The sequence below is a fragment of the Testudinibacter sp. P80/BLE/0925 genome, from assembly GCF_053570785.1.
This window is the reverse complement of the sequence record NZ_CM131636.1, coordinates 2,090,481-2,110,703: the sequence shown is the minus strand read 5'-3', so window position 1 is coordinate 2,110,703 and position 20,223 is coordinate 2,090,481. Positions and strand designations below refer to the sequence as shown.

The window sequence follows — 20,223 nt, the reverse complement described above, 5'->3', positions numbered from 1 at the left end:
TTTTTTATTTAGGGAGATTGCGACTTTCATATTTTACTTCAATTGAAATATTATTTTCTTTATCATGTTTTGGAATTAAAATAACTATATTTTTTAGATAATCCGTATTATTAAAGGTAATATTACCCTTACGAAATTTATTCATATTACACCATTGTTGCACCGCGTATCTTGCCTCACCTTCTAAAGACCTAGAGTTTTCCTCAGCAAGCATTTGTAGATTCTGAAAAACTTCATTGTTAAGGCCTCTAATATTTATCAATTTTGATTTATTTTCACACATAAATTGCCTCTTTATTTAACTAAAAATTATTCATAAAATAAATTAGTTTCATTGATTTCGTTATTAAGTGGATTATTTATTTCAAACTCCGGACTCTCAATATCCATATCCAACCAACGCCAATAATTACAAATCAGCTCATCATCGCTATATTCTTCCCAAGTACCAGGATAATATGCATCTGCTTCAACATGACAAATATCACCGACTTCAACAGTAATTGCTAAAGTCGGTGATAAGATACACAGAATTGCGATACTTAAGCGCATCTCATTAAAAACCAATACTGATACCGGCACTGCCGCCGACATTTTTTTGACTATCGACGCTACCAGCAAGTGTGACCATAACTTGTTTGTGCGGTAAGGCTTTTAGTCCGATAGCAACGGCAGTTTCTGAGCCGTATGAGCCAATACCCGCACCGATTGTGGCTTTTTTGCCCGGTACACGTTCAATCGCCCCAATTGCCATTGCCGCCGAAATACCGGCACGCGCTTCTTTTCGCACTTGGCGAATATCACGATTGACTTGTGCGATACGCTGATCAGTATGCTGTTGCAGTTGATGAATGCGATAATCCGTGTAAGCATTTGCCTCGGTGACCGAATCTCGCACAATTTGGGCCGTATTGATGTTCGGTTTGAGTTGAAGCATTTCCTGACGCAGTTGTGTGATCAGGGTTTCTTGTGAGTGATAAAGCTGTCCACCGTTGATGGCTTCTTTGCTGTCCGCCGTAATTTCACCCTCTCCCACCTGCTTAATCACCGTTGTACCATGGCTGCCGTCGTTATTTTCTTTACCCAAGGTGATACTGTGTTTTTCATCGCTATCAAAGAATACGGTTTTGGCGGTATTGGCTTCTAATCCTTTCACCTGATTCGATATGGTGTTGATATTTTGGTCGTGTTGCGCGAGATGTTCCCTCTGCTGTTGCAAGGTTTGGGTATGGTTTTGTTGGGTTTGTTGTAACGTAGATACCGTCTTTTGCTGCTGTTGCAGGGTCTCGGTATGGGTATTCAGCGTTGTGGTATGATTTGCCAACTGCACACTATAATCAGCTAGCTGTGTACTATGAGCCACTAACTGTAAATCCTGTTTTTCAACACTACGATCGAGTCCGTCCAAGCGTGTCGTATGCGATGTTAAAAGTGCGGCATTCGAATTTGTTGCATTTTTTAATTTATCGATGTCATCACCATGTTGAACCAACGTGCTTGAATGTGTATTCAGCTGATTTCCATGTGTTTCAAGGCGATTACCATGAGAGATCAAGGTTTCACCCTGCGTTTGTTGGGTCGATTTCAGATTAGTTAAATCACCGGCATACTGAATAATGCGTTCTGAGTGCGTTTTTAAGGTTTCACTGTGTGTTGCCAATTGAGTACTGTGCTCTGCCAAGGTCGTTGTATGAGTGGCTAGTTTGCGATCGTGATGATCTAAGCGGTCATCATGGGTATTCACACGATTATTTAGCTCAGTCAGTTGCGTATTATGGTTGGTGATATGGCTATTGACTGTACCCAGTCCTTGTTGCAGCGCCGCAATATCTTCCCGATTTTTTGTGATCCCCTTCACATTGTCGCTGATTTGAGTCTCTTGCTTACGGAGTGCTTGATTGGTTGTTGCAATATCATTTTCCACCTTTTCAATTTTTGAAGCCTGTGCTGTGAGTGTTTGCTGTTGTTTTTCAAGTGCGGTTGAATGTTTCGTTAAAACTGTGGTGTTGTCCGCAATTTTTTGCTTATTTTCATCAATCGCAGTGGTATGTTGATGAGTTAATGTGGTTAGCGTAGTGAGACTTTGATCTTGCCTATCCAAACGGTTTGTATGCGCAGTGAGTGTTTGTTGTTGTTTTGTCAGCGCAGTTTTATTGGCATTAATATCGGCAGTTTGCTGAGTCACCGTATTATTTAAGCCGGATAGTGCGTTACTGTGCTGCTCCAACTGTTTGTCTTGTGAGGTAAGCTGTTGTTGCTGTTTATTCATCGTCGTTTTATTTTCGGCAATCAATTGTTTATTGTTTTCAATTGATATCGTGTTTTCAGCGAGTTGCTGTGTATGATTGACAAGTGCGGTTTTATTTTCGGTTGCGATTTTTTCTACCCCGTCCAAACGCGTTTGTACGCCGGTGAGTGTTGTGCCCAAGCGATCACTCTCTTCAACCAATGCAAACAACTGGCTGCCGTTCACTGCATCGGTACTGGTGCGGCTCAAGCGCCCGGCCGCGAGGTGGGTTAATGTCCGTTCTTTGTCTTGTGCGCCGATACTGAATGTGCCGAACGGGGTTGCGCCAGCGAAGGCATAAGGTTGGCTGTTGATAGTGTGCGAAACGGTGGCAATCGGTGCAGCTAACGTTGATTGATAGCCTAAAACGACACTTTGTTTCACTGTGCTATTGCCATTATCGGAAAGCATGATTTGTCGTCCAATCACGACATTGTTTTCACTGTTTAATGGTGTTTGATTATGATGTCCGATAACCACATCATATTGACCAGCGACACTATTTTGATTACCGACGGCAATACTGTTTGTGCCAGTGACGGTATTTTTATAGCCAAGTCCTAACGCACGCTCACCAGTTACACGAGTTTCCGTGCCGATAGCAACCGCATCTTGACCGATATTGCGTAAATCATTCAAGCTGAGTGCCAATTCCAGTGCTTTTAATTCAGCTTCCTGCTTAGCGAGCAATGTTTTTGCTGCTTCTGCTTGCGCGGCAATACGACGCTTTTGCTCACCCGGCTCTAAACGTGCCAATTGAGCCTCTAAATTGGTTATTGCTTGTTGTGCAACTTGTTTGGCGCTCACCAGAGCATCATATTTTTTCTGCTCATCCGCCATGATTTTCGTTAAATTAGCTCGAAATTCTTTAATAAATTGACTATTTTTCTGTTGGATATCCGTGATATTCTCTTTTTTCCATGTATCAAAAAATTTTCCCATTTCAGAAGACAGATTTTTTTCTTTTAATGCGGCTTTTAACCTCGCCATTTCCTGTTCTTCACGCAGTTTATGTTGTAGTGCACTTAATCCTTCAGCGGTATTACCCAACGCATCATATTGATTTTGATAGTAGCGGCTCTTAACTAGGGCGGTGAAATAATCAAATTGCTGATTGAGTAACGTTTGAGTCGTCTCTTTTGCACCATCGCTGTCAAAGTAGATATTCTTGGTGGCCAAGAGTGTATTATAAATATTCGTTTTCTGTTCGTCTGTATAATGCAGCCATTCCTCCAGATCTGCTTTCGACAATGAGGCAGTTTGATCTGGATGTTGAAAATTCATGGTATTATTGCTTTTAAACCTATAAGTGTAGATTTGGGTAATATCACCACCACGTATGGTGGGCAAAGATTTGAGTTCGCCACTTAATGCCTGTCTAGCGATTTCTCCCCGTGTTTGCAACGGACTCGTATGATAATAACTGGTCGATGTACCAAGATTAGCACCAATTAATTTGGTGTAGCTTGATATGGCTGTGGCAACATTACCGTTTGCTTGAATATAATTTTTGACATATTGCTCATAGTACGAAATCGGCTCATTAATAATACTTTCATAGCCCTGTTCTGCAGATTGTTTTAATTCTCTTGCCAGTGCAGTAACACCCGCTGTTGTCGAGGCTTTGGTTAAATCAAAACCACTTAGGGTAATTAAATTGTCAGTTCGCGCAGTCACTTCTTGTTTTTTTGCCTCAAATTGAGGGGTATAAGCGGTTAATTCACGCTCTGCGGCGACCAATGCTGGCGTTAAGGTACTATTTAGCTGCTCTTGTCCTGCCGTAATTTTATCTAACGCTCCTTTTACTTCTAAATAGGTGCTGTATTTAGCATTGAAATCCGCTTGCGCATTTCTCACAGATTGCTTTTTATTGCTGATATTTTGTAGCTGAGCCGAGTTATCAGCGAGTTTTTGGGTAATTTCAGCGGCGGTCAAGTTGTCACCTGTCGCCACTGCGCCTCGCCCAATAGCAACACTATTGCGTCCAGTCGCGATAGCAGATTCACCCTCGGCGATACTATGATCGCCCAGCGCGTAGGTATTGGTATTATTGGCTTGTGCGATACCAGTGATACTGATACTGAGTGCCAACGTTAAAAGAGATAGGGGAAATTTAGTAAACATAACATCAGGCTCCTTGGTGAAATTAAGAGCCTTTATTAAAGTTAAGTTATGCTGAAAAAAGAATATTAAATTGTTTTTTGAATTTGAACAAAAAAGCAATAATCGCTTGATTTCGTATAGTAGAAAAATAAAAGTATGATCCACGCACTTACGAGCGTGGATCGGGTTTTATTCAACAGGCTTCCGCCAAGTTGAACGGTGTGTTTAAATGCTGCATCAGATAATGTCCCTATGGGAAGCTATTCCTATAGGACAAAAGGTAAAAGATAGTGGTAAAAATCGGGAATTATTCCCGATAAGGGTAATTCGGCAGATTGCCGATGTTAATTAATTGGTTGGTTTTTGATCGCTTTTAGTTGGCTCGTCCGGTCTTGGAAAGGCATCTGTAATAAAGACAAATGCCGTAAACAGAACGACCGCAAGTGTCAGACCGCCAACCATAATCACTAAGGGCATATTCATTTTATATCTCCGATTCGCGTATTTTTATTCAGGTTATGTGTGAAAAGTATACCACATAACCAAATAATCATACTGCACGTAAACAGAAAAAATGAATCCTTCGCAGATAGTTCGTCATTAGGGAGAACTAAGCCAGCCACGCTAATTGCAGCCATGGTTGAGCCTACCTTCCTAAAATCTTCTGAAACCGCTTCAAAGGCTTTTGTGCTTAATCTGAAATGACAGATTTTTTGGGTTAATGTTGAAATTTTTCGTTTCATCATTCACCGCACTTTAACGATCTAATATCCAGCAATCCGCTTTATGCGGATGCCGAATATAGTGAAAAACCAAAAAATACCGATTATTTTCTGATACATCATAAACAAATAAATTCGGTGTTTTATTCCGATTTAACTGCGCTTGCCAGTGAAGCGTTGCCGCCACTAACAATGCAGATAAATATTCGGAATGTCTGTTTTTTGGCAGACCTTTACGTTGAAAAGTTGCCAATAGTTCGCTATGAGCGCGATGACCTAGTGTTAATTGCATCAGTTTCTCCTTAAGCTGTACGGAGAAACCGATTCCTATACGGAAAGGTTTTCCGTACAGGCTACTGTGGCTATGTCATTAACTCAATAATACCGCAGTTGCGATACTACCTAGTAATAATGTACCAACACTCGAAATCACAAGATAAATTGTGTATTTCCGTTTTAACAGCGCAGTTTGTTGGGCTAAACGTTGTTGGTATTCAACTTGCTTATTTAGCAAAACCGATTGTTCAACACCACTTTTCACCGAGCGATAAGCCTGTGTTGTCGTGTTTTTGGCTTTCAGAAACAAGCGTCCAAGATTTTCACCCAATTTATGAAAATTGGACTGCGTTTGCTCTTCAACGAACAGATCATCTTCATCGAAGAAGTCATCATTCGTCATGCTTTTATGAGTCGGGTGAGTCATAACATGCTCCTTAATTAATAATAACCAAGGAAACTCACCCGCCGGGTTCGTTTCCCCGGTCGGGATAAATGTCGATAAACGACATTTGGGTTTGAAGTAAACACTCATAAGTTAAAAACTTACTGCCTGTTTCAGAGTGCGCTAGGCATTTGGGATGGTCATTTTCTCTACGAGAACTGCACGTTTCAGACCGGGTGCTTGGGCTTAAGTGCTATCAACGATAGCGGCTTACTTTGAAACTGTTAAAATTATGGACGTTTAATTTAACGGTTGTCAATAACAAATTTATCTTTTTTTCTAAAAAATACGTCAGATCAAAAAATTGTTTTAATTTGAAATATAATTTTTGATTAACCTTCATTACACATTTTCTTACGATAGCCTCACCCATGCTCTCTTTAAGGATTTATGATGAAGTTTCCACACCATTTCCTTTTGCTGTGTTTAATCAGTGCTAGTGTTTGCGCGGATGATAACCGGTCTAATCTACCATCCACGGATGTCACGATGACCGTTTACACTACACAGCAATATGCGATTCAGTCTCCAGAATTGGCGGCACAGATTTATTATTTAGATATGGTCGATAAACTAGAAGACCAATTTTCTGAGCAATTCCAATTAAGCAATCAACCAGAGATGGCAGAAAAACAAGCAAAAGCCTTGCTGTCTTCGCCAGAATGGATACAGCACGAAACCGCACTTAAACAGGCTTATGAGGGCATTTCACAGGCATGGCAACACGGTATTATGAAAGTGCCGGCAATTTTATTCTCCTCAAATTCAGCGCCTCAAGATAACCAAGTGATGTATGGCATCACTGATCTACAGCGCGCGATTGAAATCTACTATGAATGAGGAATAGCATGAAAAAACTGCCCCATTATTTATTAACAATAGGCCTGTCCCTTTCAGGCATCACTTTCTCTGATGAAACGGCTGCCGCGAGTATTAATACCGCCCAGATCATGGCATCAAGCGCCTCAACAAGTTGCATGGAGTACCAAACTGTCGGTATTTGTTATTGGCTTTACTGTTCCTACACGGGTTGCCGTGTTCGTACATCGGTTAAAGTGCGCCATTTTTTACCAGAGCAAGTTGTTTCTGCGTATAACCACGGCGGACAAAATCCTTGGAAAGAAATCAAAAGTCTCGGCAAAGGCATCGATGGCGGTGATTATCAAGACAAACCTCATACCAAACAGTATTCACAACTCACGTTTAAAAACGTTGATGTTATCGGACATCCTCTCGGGGCAATCACACAGCTGCTCAGTAAAACGGGTTATTACTGTAAAAGCCAAAGTTTCTCGTTTAAACCGCACTTTTTAAGTGGACTTGATGTGCTTGCTTGGCGCGCCGGCATACCCGAATCCTTCTATCCGGAAGCGATAACACCGGGCATGCGTGAGATTGGTGGTTTAGACGATATGTGGGGAAATATTTACCCACGCGCCGGCAATGTTACCCAAGTTCATCCTTATAAAGCTGCAGCAGTTACGGCACAACGTGCCGCCGATATTATCTCCCGTAGTGGGCAGTTGCATATTTATATTCCAGCCGCGCAAAAAGCACAACAAGAAAACGGTTGGTGGCCGCCGCCCCCCGTGAAAGAAGGTGATGAACGCAGCCATAAATGGCAGATGCTCACACCGAAAATGGAAAAGTCTTGTGCCATCTTTCCTGATCGCAATGCGACGGATGCATACGCAGACAAGCATTCGGTTGAGCAAGATTATGCCTGGGCGCTGTGGCGACCTTACTCTTGCTGTAAGCGGCGCGGGCAGAAATTTTTATTTAGTACCGATTTTCGATAGCTGAAAGGATCATATTATGACTATTCGACACAACAAACCCATACTGTATTTTTCAATATCTGCAGTCATGGTAACGCTCTTCTGTTTTTCAGAAAATAGCTTTGCCAATTCCTATAGTACACAACAAGCTGGATCAGTTTTATCTGATAAGGTTTACTACCAAATCGGCGGCGGCTCGGCTGTGATGACCCCGCCATCACGTAAACGCCCACATGAATTATCAATTGGGCTCGGCTGGAATGCAAATCTAATGTGTGGTAATTTTGATATTAAAACCACCGTTAGAAATCAATTAAATGGCATCACTGAGGGTTTCAAGGACTTGATGGGCAATGTTGTTCAGTCGGCAACCGGCGCAGTTGCCAGCCTACCGGCAATGGTCATACAGCGCGCCAATCCACAGCTTTATGATTTGCTCACCAACGGCGTGCTACAAGGACGTTTAGATTTTGATGCCGCTAAAACCAGTTGTGAAGAACTTGCCAACAAAGCCGCCGATTATTTGGGCGATTCTGGTTGGGGAATGATGGCAAAAACACAAAATTATCAACGTGTCGCTGAAACGCAAAAAGATGCAATACAAGCCAAAAAACAAGCTGAAAAAGATGATGGATCAAAGGGAGTAAAATGGGTGGGTGGTAAGCAAAAAGGTGGTAAAGGGCAACAACCACTAAAAATGCTAGAAGATGCCGCAAAAGCCGGCTTTAATGTCGCTAATGGCTTAGCCGTAACTAATCAAGCCGCCGTGACACCACAACAATGTGACGGTATGTTGTGTACGACCTGGAAAACCCCACAAGAAGCTGCCGACTGGGCAACGCGTGTCTTGGGTGATGTACATAAAACCACCTGCAATGAATGTGGTGAACAAAAATCCAAAGCTGGTACAGGGCTTGCGCCTATCATTGAAGAAGAAAATATCAAAACACTCGTTATTTTAGAAGAAACACTGAATGCCGTGAACCCCATACCATCACAACTCCAACAAATCGGTTCAACTGCGATTCAAATCACACGTGGATTAGTCGAGGCGCTCAAAGATGATTCGGATGTCGTTGTGCTTTCAAGTCGGCTTGCAAGTGAAATCGCGATTTCAAAAACCTTAGAAAAAGCCCTGTTAGCACGGCGTACAATCCTTGCTGGTATGCGCGAACCGAATATTGCTGCCAATGAAATTGCACAAAAAGAGCTTGAAAAAAATCTCTTAATGTTAGATAGGGAAATCGAGCAAACCAAAATGGAAATGGAACTACAACGCTCAATTGCCGGCAACACCGCAATGGCGATTTTGGAAAAACGTATTCATGAGCAGCAAAAAGCCTTAGAAAGTAATGTATCAGACGATACCGATAAACGTATGCGGGCATTGAGTGGAAATATCGAAGATGCTAAAGCGGATAATAGTAACGGTGGCAAAATCAATATCAAATCCCATTATATTCGCTTGAATATTCCGACTTCAACTGGTGGCTTAGGCAGTATCAACGGCGCATATAGCGGCTCTCGTGGTGGGAATGGCGGCATCGTCAGCGGTCGGGGATTACAAGCCTATGAAACTAATAATGCTTATGCCGATGGGCGAGCCACGATTTATAAAACGGCGGATGGCAAGCTGATTCGGCGCGAAGGCGGTACACTGGCTTGGCGAAATAACAACCCGGGCAATATTCGTGCCGGTGAATTTGCACAACGTTACGGCGCAATTGGTGTCGGTCCAAGCGGTTTTGCTATTTTCCCTGATGCTGAAACCGGTGAAAGAGCTATTCATGCATTGTTAAAAACAAGGGATTATAATAACCAAACAATCGCCGGTGCAATTGAACGCTACGCACCACGTAATGAAAATAATACCGACCTGTATATAAGCATGGTAACATCAACGACCGGACTTGACAAAAATACACCAATGAGTTCATTATCAGATGAGCAGCGTCGCCATATCGTTAATGCCATTCGTACGAAAGAAGGTTGGAAAGAAGGTTCATCAAAAGAGCACACCCCATCAGGTTAATTAAGTAAGGAGAATATATGAAAAAAATCACCGTTGTATTCGCGACGCTTTTATGTGGATTTAGTGTATTTTCGCTAGCTGATAATCCAACGCAAGTTAATTACAGCACGCCACTCACTTTACAAGGCAACATCAAAAAAGAGAACGGTTATCCGATGCTACATCTCGCTGCACCGGGTATTAATCTCCGAGGTGGCGAAGAGTCGTTTTATCCCAACATCGATGGCGTGAGAAAACTGCAAATCGTCTGGTCTGGTAAAAAGCTGCCGGTTGGTTGTGTTTTTGCTGAGGGAACATTATTCGGGGCTGAAACCGCACACCATAAAACCGATGTGTTAATTGAGCTAAAGACGTATAAACCTTGCCCATAAAACAAACAAAGCGCACAGTCGTGCGCTTTTACACAGTTTGTATTCCTCTCGCTTTGTGATACATTGATCGACCTTTAATAAAATTCTTGCTTTTCCAGTTCAATTTATAATATATCATGATTCAGAATGACTTAGATTTGCCAGTTGATGATTACTTGATTAAGTATACTAACCCTAATGAGCAAATATGCTTAATTGGCTATTTTCCTGCTACAAATCATATTTTAGTTGAGGGAGAAATCTGGTTGTCTAGAGGAGCACATCTGCATAAATACGGTTTGGATCACATATGGCAAGGCAGACGTACTGCCTTAATACGATTAAAAATTGTAACAGTGAGAGAAGTTATTAATCATCTAATTTCAATTTTAAATCGACGAACACCAATTTACCCAGAAATCAAAGATACTAAAACAGCAGTTGTCAAAACAACTAGTGGAGCTGTAATCATTGAAAAAATTGAAGATGGGAATGAGCATTCTTTTTATAGCGCAGTAACATTACTCACAGCAACACGTGCTGCGCCGCTAAATGTACAAGGGCGTTGGGGCAATAAACCGCTTAACCACATTAAAAAAGATTGTCAAAAAATTTGAATGATTTTATAATATACACACTGCAAGAGCTATAGTTAATCTGGAAGCGATGAATAGGCAGATTAGCTACATGGCAGGGAGTTACTCGCTTAACTCTGTGATTTAGTGATCTGGGTAGCCAGATCCAACATAGGGCAAATATCTGTAGTTTCTGCAGATCCTATGGTAAAACCGCCTCGGCTATTTCACCAATTAAGGCTATATTGATAGGCCCTGTTTACACAGGGCTTTTTCATATCTGCAAATCAACAGTTTTTTATCATATTAAGTATCGTTATATACCGTCGCAAAAATACTATTTTCTCAGGCTTACGAAAATACCCATAAACAACGCCTATTTATTACCATCGCAGTACTCTGAAAAATGCTAGTAAACTAAACCATTTTGCAATACATCTATTGATTAAATTCATTGATAAAAATAAATCTGATAACTTGTTCTTGTTGTAGGCAAAGTATATATTGGACGTGCTTAGTTACAAATTCACTTTGATATTAAGAACTTATTACTAATTGACTGGAGCTTGTTATGAAATCACTTGCAAAACTTAGTCTTATCCTTTGTACTTCTCTCTTCATTACCGCCTGTGACGACGATAAAACTGTTACATTGGAAAAACCTGCGGTACTCTTTAATTTAGCGCCAGCCCAAGTTGAAAGGAGCTTTTATTACTGGGACAGCAAAACGGTAGAACAGCTCAAAAGTTTGTCAAAATCCTATCAGCAGTTGGGACAATTAGCGATCAGCTATGACATGGTTGCAAATGAAAAACTGCCAAAATTTCCCGATTTTTCCGGTTTTGATTCGGCTTCCTTGTCTGATTTAAAAAGCAAATACCAGCAAGTCTTATTTGAAGCCACTGAGCTCAAAGAAGAGGTTGAACTCAAGATTGAAATGGATCAGGAGTTGCTAAAAAAGCAAGTTGATTTGGCAAAAGACCGGCACTCTGCACAAAGTGCCTTATTCTCACAGTACCTTGAAAAATTAACGCCACTGCGTCAGAAAAAGGCAGATATTGAAGCACAGCGTGATGCCAGTGATAAAACAATCAATGAGCTACTGAATAGCTCAGTGGCAGCAATTAATAAAATTATTGTTGATGAAGGGATTCCAATCGATATTTTGAAACCTAATGCACTATCCCATTTTCGTTATCAAGCCAATAAACCGTGTAAAGCGGAAGGCATGAGTATCGACGGCTCATATACCGAGATTATGCTCCATCATCAAAATATTTGTTTTATGACTTCTTTCAGAATGGACTCGCAATATTCCCCTGTTTTTGTCAAAAATACCGACCTTCCCTCTCTGTTGTCAGCAAATTTCCTCGGCATTATTCAAGAACAAATTGCGCAAGGAAAGGTAGATGTCGAGCAATTTAAAAATACTGGCTATCGATATGAATTATCTGCTCTCAATAAGCAAATTCATGATGAAGAAATCATTGCACGCAATAAGAATAACGGTGTGAATGAAAATCACCTTTCCTATCAAGTCGAGCAAGCAGAACGCAATTATTTCGATCTTGTCATGCAGTTGGATCGCTATAAGACAGAGCGTGATGCTTATTTAGAGCGCGAATTTAATATTAAATTCCGCAATATGCTTTCTTTAGAATTGTTATATAGCGAAATGGCGGTATTTTATGGTGATGTTATCGACCGCATTTCCCAGCAAAAATCTGCTCCCTCGCAGGCTGCCTATCAAAAAATCAGTGTCGATGTCAAAAAAGCGCAACCTTATGTGTTGATTGAAGATAAAGTCACAAATTACACACAATATTTCTTTGTGAATACAGCCAACTTGATGAAACACAAAAAATATGCTGATAAAGACACCATCTTGCTTGATGATTTACAACAAGATCGAATTGTGACAATAAACCACGTCAAATCCAAACCAGAAACATTGCCAGTAGATATCATTTATACGCTCTCGCAAATTGATTAAAACCTTGATCAAAATGCTGTCGAGAAAACGTGAAAACAGCGGTCGCACATCAAGATAATTCACGTTTTCTCGCTTCAATTTAGCCACAAAAATACTGTTTCCCCTCACTTTTTTAGCTTGTTTTTTATGCAGGTAAAGTATATATTGAGGACTATCTAAACAATAATTGGGGGGCTGTTATGAAAAAGAATATCGGTTATCGCTTAGGCAGACTGTATCGCAAATTCATGCGCTGGCAGCACCCAACTGCGTTGAAATGGCTGTATGTCATCGCCGTGACCGCACTTGTCTGTTATTTTCTGAGTGTGTTTGTACTGATTGCTGGCGTTATCGCTGCGTTCTGGCTTTCGAATACGAAACCATCTGATTTTTCATTGTTAAAAATTTATAGTCATAGTGGATATACTCCTGACTGGGGAACTGGTTATTATAAAAATGGCGAGATAAATTGGGATGATCCTATTTGGTATGATGACAATGAAGTTTAAGTAATTAATAAGCCGTTTGATATATATTTATCAAACGGCTTTTTTAATTATTTGTTATCTGACATAGCCTCTTTAGTTATACTTACTGAAGTACTAGCTCCTTTCCCACCATTCTCTCTAGCTGCTGAAGTTCCTTCTTTAACTATATTATTGAGGGCTGCTCCAGTATGAATCCCTGCCCACCCCATAGCACCCAACCAGAATGCCGGAAGTGCCAAGAACATCGAGCCCATCACAAAATTGACGACCATATCATCGCTGGTGTTTTGTATGCCTGCCCAGTTCCAGTTTGAATGGGTATCGCTGCTGTAAAGTGCTTCCAACAGCCACGTATCCAGCCAACGTGCCAGCTCCCACCAAAATGACAGGAAAAATAAGCCAAATTGAATAAAGGTCATGGTCATAATTACCTTGATGTCGTAGGCACTGAACAATGTCACTAAGGGAATACAGATCACCAATGCCATAATCAAGAAGCCTTGAACCATCGGCAATGCCTGTCGCATTGCGTCAAATGCCGGAAATGCTGCGGTTGCACCAGCGGTCATGCCGACAAATGATGCAACACGGCTGAAGGCATTAGACAAGCTAAAATCCACGCTTCCACCGTAGCCGGAATAAGCATTACCAGTCGAGACTTCGATATTTTCAGGGCGCACCAGGCTGCGGATAATATTGTCCTCGTAGTCTTTTTGACCAGAGAATAATTTATTGATACTGCCTAGCACACCTGGCTTAAACTCCGCCAATAGCCGTGATTTTAAACCAGCTTTATCATCTGCCCACCACTGTTTACAGGTCGGAAATCCTCCGTCACCGGTGTTTGGTAACCCGGCATCTCGCGTTGCGTTATACGCCCATTGCTTTCGCGGTGCATGAGAACGGTAGCTGTCATACAGCCCCTCGGAATTGAGCAACAGGCTAGAGCCGATCCAATCCACATCGTTGGCTTGCACTTCGTTTAGCTCAATTTGCTGCCGTTTGATTTTGGTTCGTGCCGGCACAAAACACTGTTCGACAAAATCACGCACTTCTTGCAATAGCACCGGACTGCTGATTTTCGTGTGCTGCACATCAAATCGGATTTGGCGTAGATCCGGTTTACACGGAATACTCGCAACCGCAGCCTGTGTCACCGCTTTGTTTAAGGTGTGGGTAAATCCCCACCAAATCGGCACAGAAGCACTCTTACCGCCCATTTCGGTTTGCACATTAGAAAACTGGGTATTCGATGTATCCACAATGGTATAACCGCATTGCTTCGAGCGTTCGACATCCATTTTGATGTTATGAATAGTAATTTTCAACATCGGGACACAGGTAAAGAAAATCACCACAAGGCTCACATAAAAGGCGTGCTCTAGCCGCGCTAACAACAGTTTCCCTTTATTACCCTCATCATCGCCCTCTTCACGCACTTTCAACCACAATCGGACCAAGTGAGCAAGAAACGGCGTCGCGAATAAGCCTGTTTCGGTAAACACATGCCATAAGGCATTGTTGATAATCCAGCTTAGCAACGTCAGGAAATACTCAAAATAACTGTTCACATACATATTCATAGTATTTCTCCTATGCTGTGAGTTGTAAGATATTCGCAAGCTCCGCAACCACAATGAGCGCAATCGCCCAACGAATGATCGGCATCACATTAATATTTTTCTGATGACGGTGAATCTCATAGATGATCCAAGCTATCGTCGAATAAAGAATGAGGCGAAGTCCGAGCCAAAAATACCACGTGGATTTTAGCCATTCATTAATGCCGGCAACTTGGGGTAAATAGTTCATTGCCAACCAGGCCAATAACATCACAGCTAACAAGATCAGCAATAACTTAGAACAAAACAGCATAGTAAAAAGTATCTTGCGTGATTTTCGTACAGATTGCGTATCCACTTTAATGTCCACTTTCATTCGTTTTCTCCACATTATTATGTACAGGAATTGGGGATAACTGCGCTGACATCGGTAGTCCCAAGGATCGCCGCAAATACTCAGCAAACCAAAAGCTATCGATGTAATCCACCATGTCCATATACAATCGATACTGCCGTTTAGCGGTCGGCATTCGTGGCCAAGCAATGCGCCCCGTGATGTTTAAAGTGAGGTTAAACTGGCTTTTATCGCCCTGAATGCGGATCATCAAATAGCGTTCATCCATGATGCGGTACGGTTTCAGCATAAAGGTGCGTGCAACCCCAATCACGGCTTGTACATAGCTCAACAGTTCGATGTAGTGAGATTGGTATTGCGGATTGATCGCAATTGCCTGCTGCGGTGTGGTAATGCCGGAATCAAATAACCGCACTTCGTGGCGTGATATGTCACAACTATTCTGTTTGCTAGCTGCTTTTCTTGCTGTTCGATTTGGCGTTTTTACGCCGCTTGTTTTAGACATGGCTCAATCCCCCTCCCTTCATCAATGCGAGCAGCAACGTGCATTGCCGCTTCTAATTCTGAGATATTGAACTTTTTCATCAATGTCATCCGCTCGGCTTTTTCCTCTGGCTCGGTCATTGCCAGCGCAAGATACAAACTCGGCGGCACAACGCGGAACAGTGCTTCCAGCTTATCGGATAACACGACACCCTCGGTGTAATTGCGATCTTTCTTCGCCGAACGGATCAGCGTTTTCTGCTCTTCGGTTAATGGTTTGAAGCGACAGATTTCACTGATTTCATAATCATCGACACCGCAAAGTAGTTCCCACCATTCGAGCATATTGATTAATTTCACCGCGTCTTTCGGGAAGTCTTTCATGTTTTGGGTCGCCAGCCATAGCCAAATGCCAAGTTTCCGCCACATTTTCGACCCCTTGGTTAAAAATCGGGCTAGCAAGGCATTGACGGTGATAATGTGTGCTTCGTCGGTAATATTGACGATCGGTCTGCCAGAATACTGGTATTTTTCACCAAGGCTATTGATGTGATTGATTAAGGAAATATAGGCAATTGCAAGTTGCGATTCATAGCCCTCTCGAGCAAAGGTGGCTAAATCAACCAAGGTAATATCTGCATCGGGCCAGGCTTCACCCTCACTATTAAACAGCTCCGCTTCAAAGCTGCCTGGCTGACAGAACATACCCAGTGACTCTCCCATTTCATAGGCACGCTCACGGCTTTTTTCCGGCAACGATTCATCGTGGCTCATTGTATAAAACGCATCACGCACGTCTTGGGTTAGAGTTTGCCGTTTTTCTTGATAGGTTTTCTCTGCTGCCAAAATAATGGCTTTGCGGATCATGGCTTTATCGGGGCGCGATAACCGCTCGTCTTCTTTAGCCTCACCACCAGTGATCATCAAACGTGCAGTGATTTCCATTTCACCTAAAATATCACGCTGATCGTCGCCTTCTTGTTCGGCTTCTTCGGTTTGCTCTTCTCGTTCTTCCTCCTCGACCGCACTTTCAGATAAACGACGTTTAACTTTTGGATCATTCATTAAGCGGTGACAATCGGCAAAGAGCGATAAGGTGACACCGCTACCTGGTTTTAACGTCACTTTATTGACCGTTAAGCCCAAGGTTGAGGCATATTCCGCCATTAACCCAAATGAGTTCCCCGCCTCGATCACAAATAAACGTGGGCGATGTACCGCCATCAACTGCGCAATTTTACCGTTGAGTGTCGCCGATTTTCCGGCCCCTGTCGGGCCTAAAATCAGGGTGTGTGCATTTTTGGTTCTGTCGAGTTTACTCAATGGATCGAAATCCAGTGGCGCGCCGCCACGGTTAAAATATGAGATGCCAGGGTGTCCTGTACCAGTGGAGCGACCAAATACCGGAATGAGGTTGGCGATATGCTGCACAAAATTGAATTTGGTGTAGAGGTGGTTGCGATCATCTTGCGGATTAAATGACATCGGTAACCAGCGCAGATAGCTGTTTAATGGCGCAACCTCATTGCCTTCCGCAACCGGCACTAAGCCTGAACTGAGCAATGCCGAACGTAAACGACGGCTCTTTGCTCGTAAGTCACGCTCATCTTCGCCCTTAACATAAAACGCCAAGGCACTGTGGTACATTTTGTGTTTTTCTTTTAGGAATACTTGAACCCTGTCACAATCTTGTTTGGCATAGACTGAATCGACATTATCTCCCTTGGCTTTCGATGAAATCGTAGCGAGATGTCGCTCTAATAAATCTTGTGGATAAACCACCATGGTTGAAGACATCACCGTGCCTTCCGGCAGTAAATCGAATAATGCATTGAAATTGTCGCCACGCTTAATTTCACCGGTGATAAGCCCCACTGGTGGCGCACGCCGAATGCTATCAACCACAACCACTTCATGCGGCTTTTCATCAAATAGCCAATATTCCCCTTTCGTTTGCGGCGACTTGACCAACAAGGTTTCGGAAAAATCCTCCCAAATCATTAAATCGTTCGGATCGGTGGGTTGCTCTGGATAGCTACACTGCTGATAAAAATGTTCGGCGGATTCGAACATATCCGGCGCGGGATTAAACCAACGCAGTAGCCATTCGTGGATTTGTTTACCCGTTTGTCGCTCAATGTGCAAACCCGCACTTTGTAACGAATTCACAATCCGTTCACAGGCATTATTCAACGCCTCTAACGGCGATAGCGTTTCATTGGCTTTCGCAGAAACATAGCGATACACCACCATGCGCGTGCGACGAATTTGTCCGCGCCACGGGGTATTTGTCACCATTTTATCGACAAATAAGCCACCGGGCTTTGAAATATCATTCAAATGCTTTTCCATCAAATTCAGCCAAGCATCGCTAAATGCCGTTCCTTTGGCATTCGGCTGAATATAGTGTTCCAATACATCACGATAAGACGCTGCCATCTCATCATCTTGGCAGAAAAACTGCACCACCCAAGGGTTATTATCGAGTTCATCAAACGCGTCTTGTAGCGCATCTTTGACCTGTGTCCGAATTGATTCGAGATATTCAGCCGAGCGTCCTTCTGTGCCAATCGGCTTAATTTCAAACACCGCACCCAGTGAGCGTCCGTCTTCCAGTAACATCACCTGTTGATCATCAATAAACTCCACCCACGGTAAGCGAGAAACGAATGATGATTCTTGTTTTTGTGTTTGCTGATAGGTTTTCATCAGGTAGTCATCGCGTTTGACAAAGTTAATCTTCTGTGCGGTTGTGTCACTTGACTGCATGTCATTCAGAGATGAATCAGTTGTATTGCTGCTGTTTTCATCCTCATTATGCCCAGCGAGTATTGGCGGCGGTATCGTATCTTTCTTGGATTTAAATGGATTTAAGCGCATCAGATAGTCCTTTTTTACTAATAATCACGCGTTCTTTCACCTGGCTGTGCGTATTGCACACGCCCATAAAAGGGAATTACCGTTGAGTAACCAGGAATGGGAATCGGCTCGCCCGTGGGCGATAAATGCGGATAAACGTACATCACTAAATCCGGATTCGGCAGTCGAGGGAAAAGTGCGGTTGCTTCGTTCTCTGCCGTGCGTGTATAACTTTGCTGCTCACTGGAACGAACGGCTTGCGGTGCAATATCACGTGTTAAATCAGCTCGCGATTGAATTAATGTGCCGCTACCGCTGTTTTTCTGCCAGAGTTCCAGCATTGAGCTGTCACCTGGCGGAAGCAATTCATTTTGCGAAGTAGAACACCCACTAAGCATTACACCAAGCGCGACTATCATGATAACTTTTTTCATTTAAACTCTCCTTAAATCCCATTCCTATTAATCCATAGCACCTTGCGTTTGATAGGTTGCATATTTAACCTTGCGACCATCCGGCTCGTAGTCAATCGCTAACTCTTGAGTGATATGCACCGCGACTGTTTGCCCCGGCGGAACATAAATCGCATCAAAGGTCTGACCGTATCGCTGACGTACCCAGTCAGTCGTTTCTGCTAATCCTGCCCCCAACGCTTGTCCTGCTAAATATTTTCCTTGGTCGCCAGTGACTGCACCAACCACGGAATCGCCATTAACGACCGTTGTGGTTTGGCTCTGTGACCACGCCTGTGCCGCCGCTGATGCGCCTCCAAGTAGGAAACTGGTTGCTAAAAACTCCGGCGCATTGGTTTTGCGCGCGCCGGCAATACACGGAATACCATGTGGATCAGACAGCCAGCCAATACTGCTTTCACTACTGTTTTTACTGCCGTTATTGCCGCTCCGGCGATCGTTTGGCAAAGTGCGGACTCGTCCATCATTAAATACCAAAGTCATGCTATTTACCGTGCCGCGTACGCAGGATAACGTCCAGTCGCCGGTAGCTGTTCCGGAGATAATCGCGCCTTCCACTTCGGGTAAATCAATCCCGTTTGCGGTTAAATTTTCTCGCCCAATCAAAATTTTGAACGGATATGGATCGTTTACGACCCCGTTTAACGGCACGCGTCCCAATAGTGCGGTCATTGAAATTGAGCCAACTAAGGTTGAATTTTCCGGTAAGGTATAAACTGGAATAGCTTCTGCTTCACGTGTACTTTTTCCAGTGAAATCTTCGTGCGCTTTTCCGATGGTGGAATCATCTAAGGCTGAAAAAGGATTGGGAAAACGTACGCTATCGGCTTTTTGTCCGCTACTAATCGGGTTACCTTTATGATCGACTTCCTGCATATCTGACGGCATCACCCAGCGCATACCGGAATTAGGACTGGAATTAGAATTAGGTAAACTTTCCCCCTCCAACCCCAAACCAATCGGCATATCACTGCCTTGTTTTGCCGTCGCTATAGTTGATGAAGGTGACTCAACCAAATTGGATAGTTCTGCAATACGGCGTTCTAATTCACTGACTAAACTGTCAGTTCGGTGTTGAAAGGCATTTTCAAACTCGACCGACATATTTTGCCGCTCGCGAGAAATCACCTCTGCAACTTTGGAATCAACATCGGTCGCTTGCCGTTGTAATTCTTTGTTTCGACGTGCTAAATCAGCATTCTGGGTTTTAATCTCAGCAATATCCTGCCGTGTCGCTTTCACTGTACCGATAAGTGTTCTGACAGTATCGTGCGGCGTATCACCATCAATACCGAGTGCGCGTAGCTCTTCCGGTTTTAAATCGTTGATGGTGTAATTTTCAACCGAACTTTCATTCGACTGGGATGATTTTGTGAAGGCTTTAATCCCAATAATGGCAGCCACAGCGAGTACCCCTGGGACTAGAATTTTTAACATGCCGTTTTGTTTCAGTTTCATATTTC

19 protein-coding genes are annotated in these 20,223 nt (G+C 42.9%); 7 read left to right on the top strand and 12 right to left on the bottom strand.

Annotated features, from left to right (window positions below; translation table 11 throughout):
* Positions 1 to 4: 4 nt before the first annotated feature.
* The 6 genes from ACWA5Z_RS10235 to ACWA5Z_RS10210 all read right to left on the bottom strand — a co-directional run bounded on the left by ACWA5Z_RS10235 (position 5) and on the right by ACWA5Z_RS10210 (position 5,815).
* Positions 5 to 283, bottom strand: a complete 279-nt coding sequence (locus ACWA5Z_RS10235; RefSeq protein ID WP_431052039.1) for a hypothetical protein — start codon at positions 281 to 283, stop codon at positions 5 to 7.
* Between the two features lie 26 nt (positions 284 to 309).
* Positions 310 to 594 (bottom strand): hypothetical protein, encoded by a 285-nt coding sequence (locus tag ACWA5Z_RS10230; RefSeq protein WP_431052037.1) that lies wholly within the window; start codon positions 592 to 594, stop codon positions 310 to 312.
* Entirely contained in the window at positions 557 to 4,555 is a 3,999-nt protein-coding gene (locus tag ACWA5Z_RS10225; protein ID WP_431052035.1) for a YadA-like family protein, read from the bottom strand. Before ACWA5Z_RS10225 ends, ACWA5Z_RS10230 begins: the two co-directional genes overlap by 38 nt.
* 314 nt (positions 4,556 to 4,869) lie before the next feature.
* The gene (locus ACWA5Z_RS10220; RefSeq protein ID WP_431052033.1) at positions 4,870 to 5,136 is read right to left on the bottom strand and encodes a hypothetical protein; all 267 of its coding nucleotides are present in this window, start codon (positions 5,134 to 5,136) and stop codon (positions 4,870 to 4,872) included.
* 10 nt (positions 5,137 to 5,146) lie between these two features.
* Positions 5,147 to 5,404, bottom strand: coding sequence for a hypothetical protein (locus ACWA5Z_RS10215; RefSeq protein ID WP_431052031.1), 258 nt, complete (start codon positions 5,402 to 5,404; stop codon positions 5,147 to 5,149).
* A 78-nt stretch (positions 5,405 to 5,482) separates the two neighbouring features.
* Positions 5,483 to 5,815 carry a hypothetical protein gene (locus ACWA5Z_RS10210; RefSeq protein WP_431052029.1) on the bottom strand — a complete coding sequence of 111 codons (333 nt, stop codon included), beginning with the start codon at positions 5,813 to 5,815 and terminating at the stop codon, positions 5,483 to 5,485.
* 507 nt (positions 5,816 to 6,322) lie between these two features.
* Here ACWA5Z_RS10210 and ACWA5Z_RS10205 point away from each other — a divergent pair.
* The 7 genes from ACWA5Z_RS10205 to ACWA5Z_RS10175 all read left to right on the top strand — a co-directional run bounded on the left by ACWA5Z_RS10205 (position 6,323) and on the right by ACWA5Z_RS10175 (position 13,049).
* On the top strand, positions 6,323 to 6,673 hold the full coding sequence (locus ACWA5Z_RS10205) for a TIGR03757 family integrating conjugative element protein (RefSeq protein WP_431052027.1): 351 nt from the start codon (positions 6,323 to 6,325) through the stop codon (positions 6,671 to 6,673).
* A gap of 8 nt (positions 6,674 to 6,681) precedes the next feature.
* Complete coding sequence (locus ACWA5Z_RS10200) at positions 6,682 to 7,632, top strand: TIGR03756 family integrating conjugative element protein (protein ID WP_431052025.1); 951 nt, start codon at positions 6,682 to 6,684, stop codon at positions 7,630 to 7,632.
* A gap of 16 nt (positions 7,633 to 7,648) precedes the next feature.
* Positions 7,649 to 9,643: an integrating conjugative element protein gene (locus ACWA5Z_RS10195; RefSeq protein WP_431052023.1), complete on the top strand. Its 1,995-nt coding sequence runs from the start codon at positions 7,649 to 7,651 to the stop codon at positions 9,641 to 9,643.
* Between the two features lie 17 nt (positions 9,644 to 9,660).
* Entirely contained in the window at positions 9,661 to 10,014 is a 354-nt protein-coding gene (locus tag ACWA5Z_RS10190; RefSeq protein ID WP_431052021.1) for a DUF4431 domain-containing protein, read from the top strand.
* 116 nt (positions 10,015 to 10,130) lie between these two features.
* The gene (locus ACWA5Z_RS10185; protein ID WP_431052019.1) at positions 10,131 to 10,610 is read left to right on the top strand and encodes a hypothetical protein; all 480 of its coding nucleotides are present in this window, start codon (positions 10,131 to 10,133) and stop codon (positions 10,608 to 10,610) included.
* Positions 10,611 to 11,139: 529 nt separating this feature from the next.
* A complete protein-coding gene (locus tag ACWA5Z_RS10180; protein WP_431052017.1) occupies positions 11,140 to 12,561 on the top strand; it encodes a hypothetical protein in 1,422 nt (473 codons plus the stop codon).
* A 179-nt stretch (positions 12,562 to 12,740) separates the two neighbouring features.
* Positions 12,741 to 13,049, top strand: coding sequence for a hypothetical protein (locus tag ACWA5Z_RS10175; protein ID WP_431052015.1), 309 nt, complete (start codon positions 12,741 to 12,743; stop codon positions 13,047 to 13,049).
* Positions 13,050 to 13,096: 47 nt separating this feature from the next.
* Here the strand turns inward: ACWA5Z_RS10175 and ACWA5Z_RS10170 are convergent, their stop codons facing one another.
* From ACWA5Z_RS10170 to ACWA5Z_RS10145, 6 genes are read right to left on the bottom strand one after another with little or no spacing between them, the layout of a single operon-like run.
* Positions 13,097 to 14,611, bottom strand: coding sequence for a conjugal transfer protein TraG N-terminal domain-containing protein (locus ACWA5Z_RS10170; protein ID WP_431052013.1), 1,515 nt, complete (start codon positions 14,609 to 14,611; stop codon positions 13,097 to 13,099).
* Positions 14,612 to 14,621: 10 nt separating this feature from the next.
* Positions 14,622 to 14,966 carry a hypothetical protein gene (locus tag ACWA5Z_RS10165; protein ID WP_431052012.1) on the bottom strand — a complete coding sequence of 115 codons (345 nt, stop codon included), beginning with the start codon at positions 14,964 to 14,966 and terminating at the stop codon, positions 14,622 to 14,624.
* Positions 14,950 to 15,450, bottom strand: a complete 501-nt coding sequence (locus ACWA5Z_RS10160; RefSeq protein WP_431052010.1) for a hypothetical protein — start codon at positions 15,448 to 15,450, stop codon at positions 14,950 to 14,952. The genes ACWA5Z_RS10165 and ACWA5Z_RS10160 overlap by 17 nt, the downstream gene beginning before the upstream one ends.
* Positions 15,429 to 18,308, bottom strand: a complete 2,880-nt coding sequence (locus ACWA5Z_RS10155) for a conjugative transfer ATPase (protein ID WP_431052008.1) — start codon at positions 18,306 to 18,308, stop codon at positions 15,429 to 15,431. The genes ACWA5Z_RS10160 and ACWA5Z_RS10155 overlap by 22 nt, the downstream gene beginning before the upstream one ends.
* Positions 18,309 to 18,325: 17 nt before the next feature.
* Entirely contained in the window at positions 18,326 to 18,721 is a 396-nt protein-coding gene (locus ACWA5Z_RS10150; protein WP_431052007.1) for a TIGR03751 family conjugal transfer lipoprotein, read from the bottom strand.
* 27 nt (positions 18,722 to 18,748) lie between these two features.
* On the bottom strand, positions 18,749 to 20,218 hold the full coding sequence (locus ACWA5Z_RS10145; RefSeq protein ID WP_431052005.1) for a TIGR03752 family integrating conjugative element protein: 1,470 nt from the start codon (positions 20,216 to 20,218) through the stop codon (positions 18,749 to 18,751).
* Positions 20,219 to 20,223: the final 5 nt, after the last annotated feature.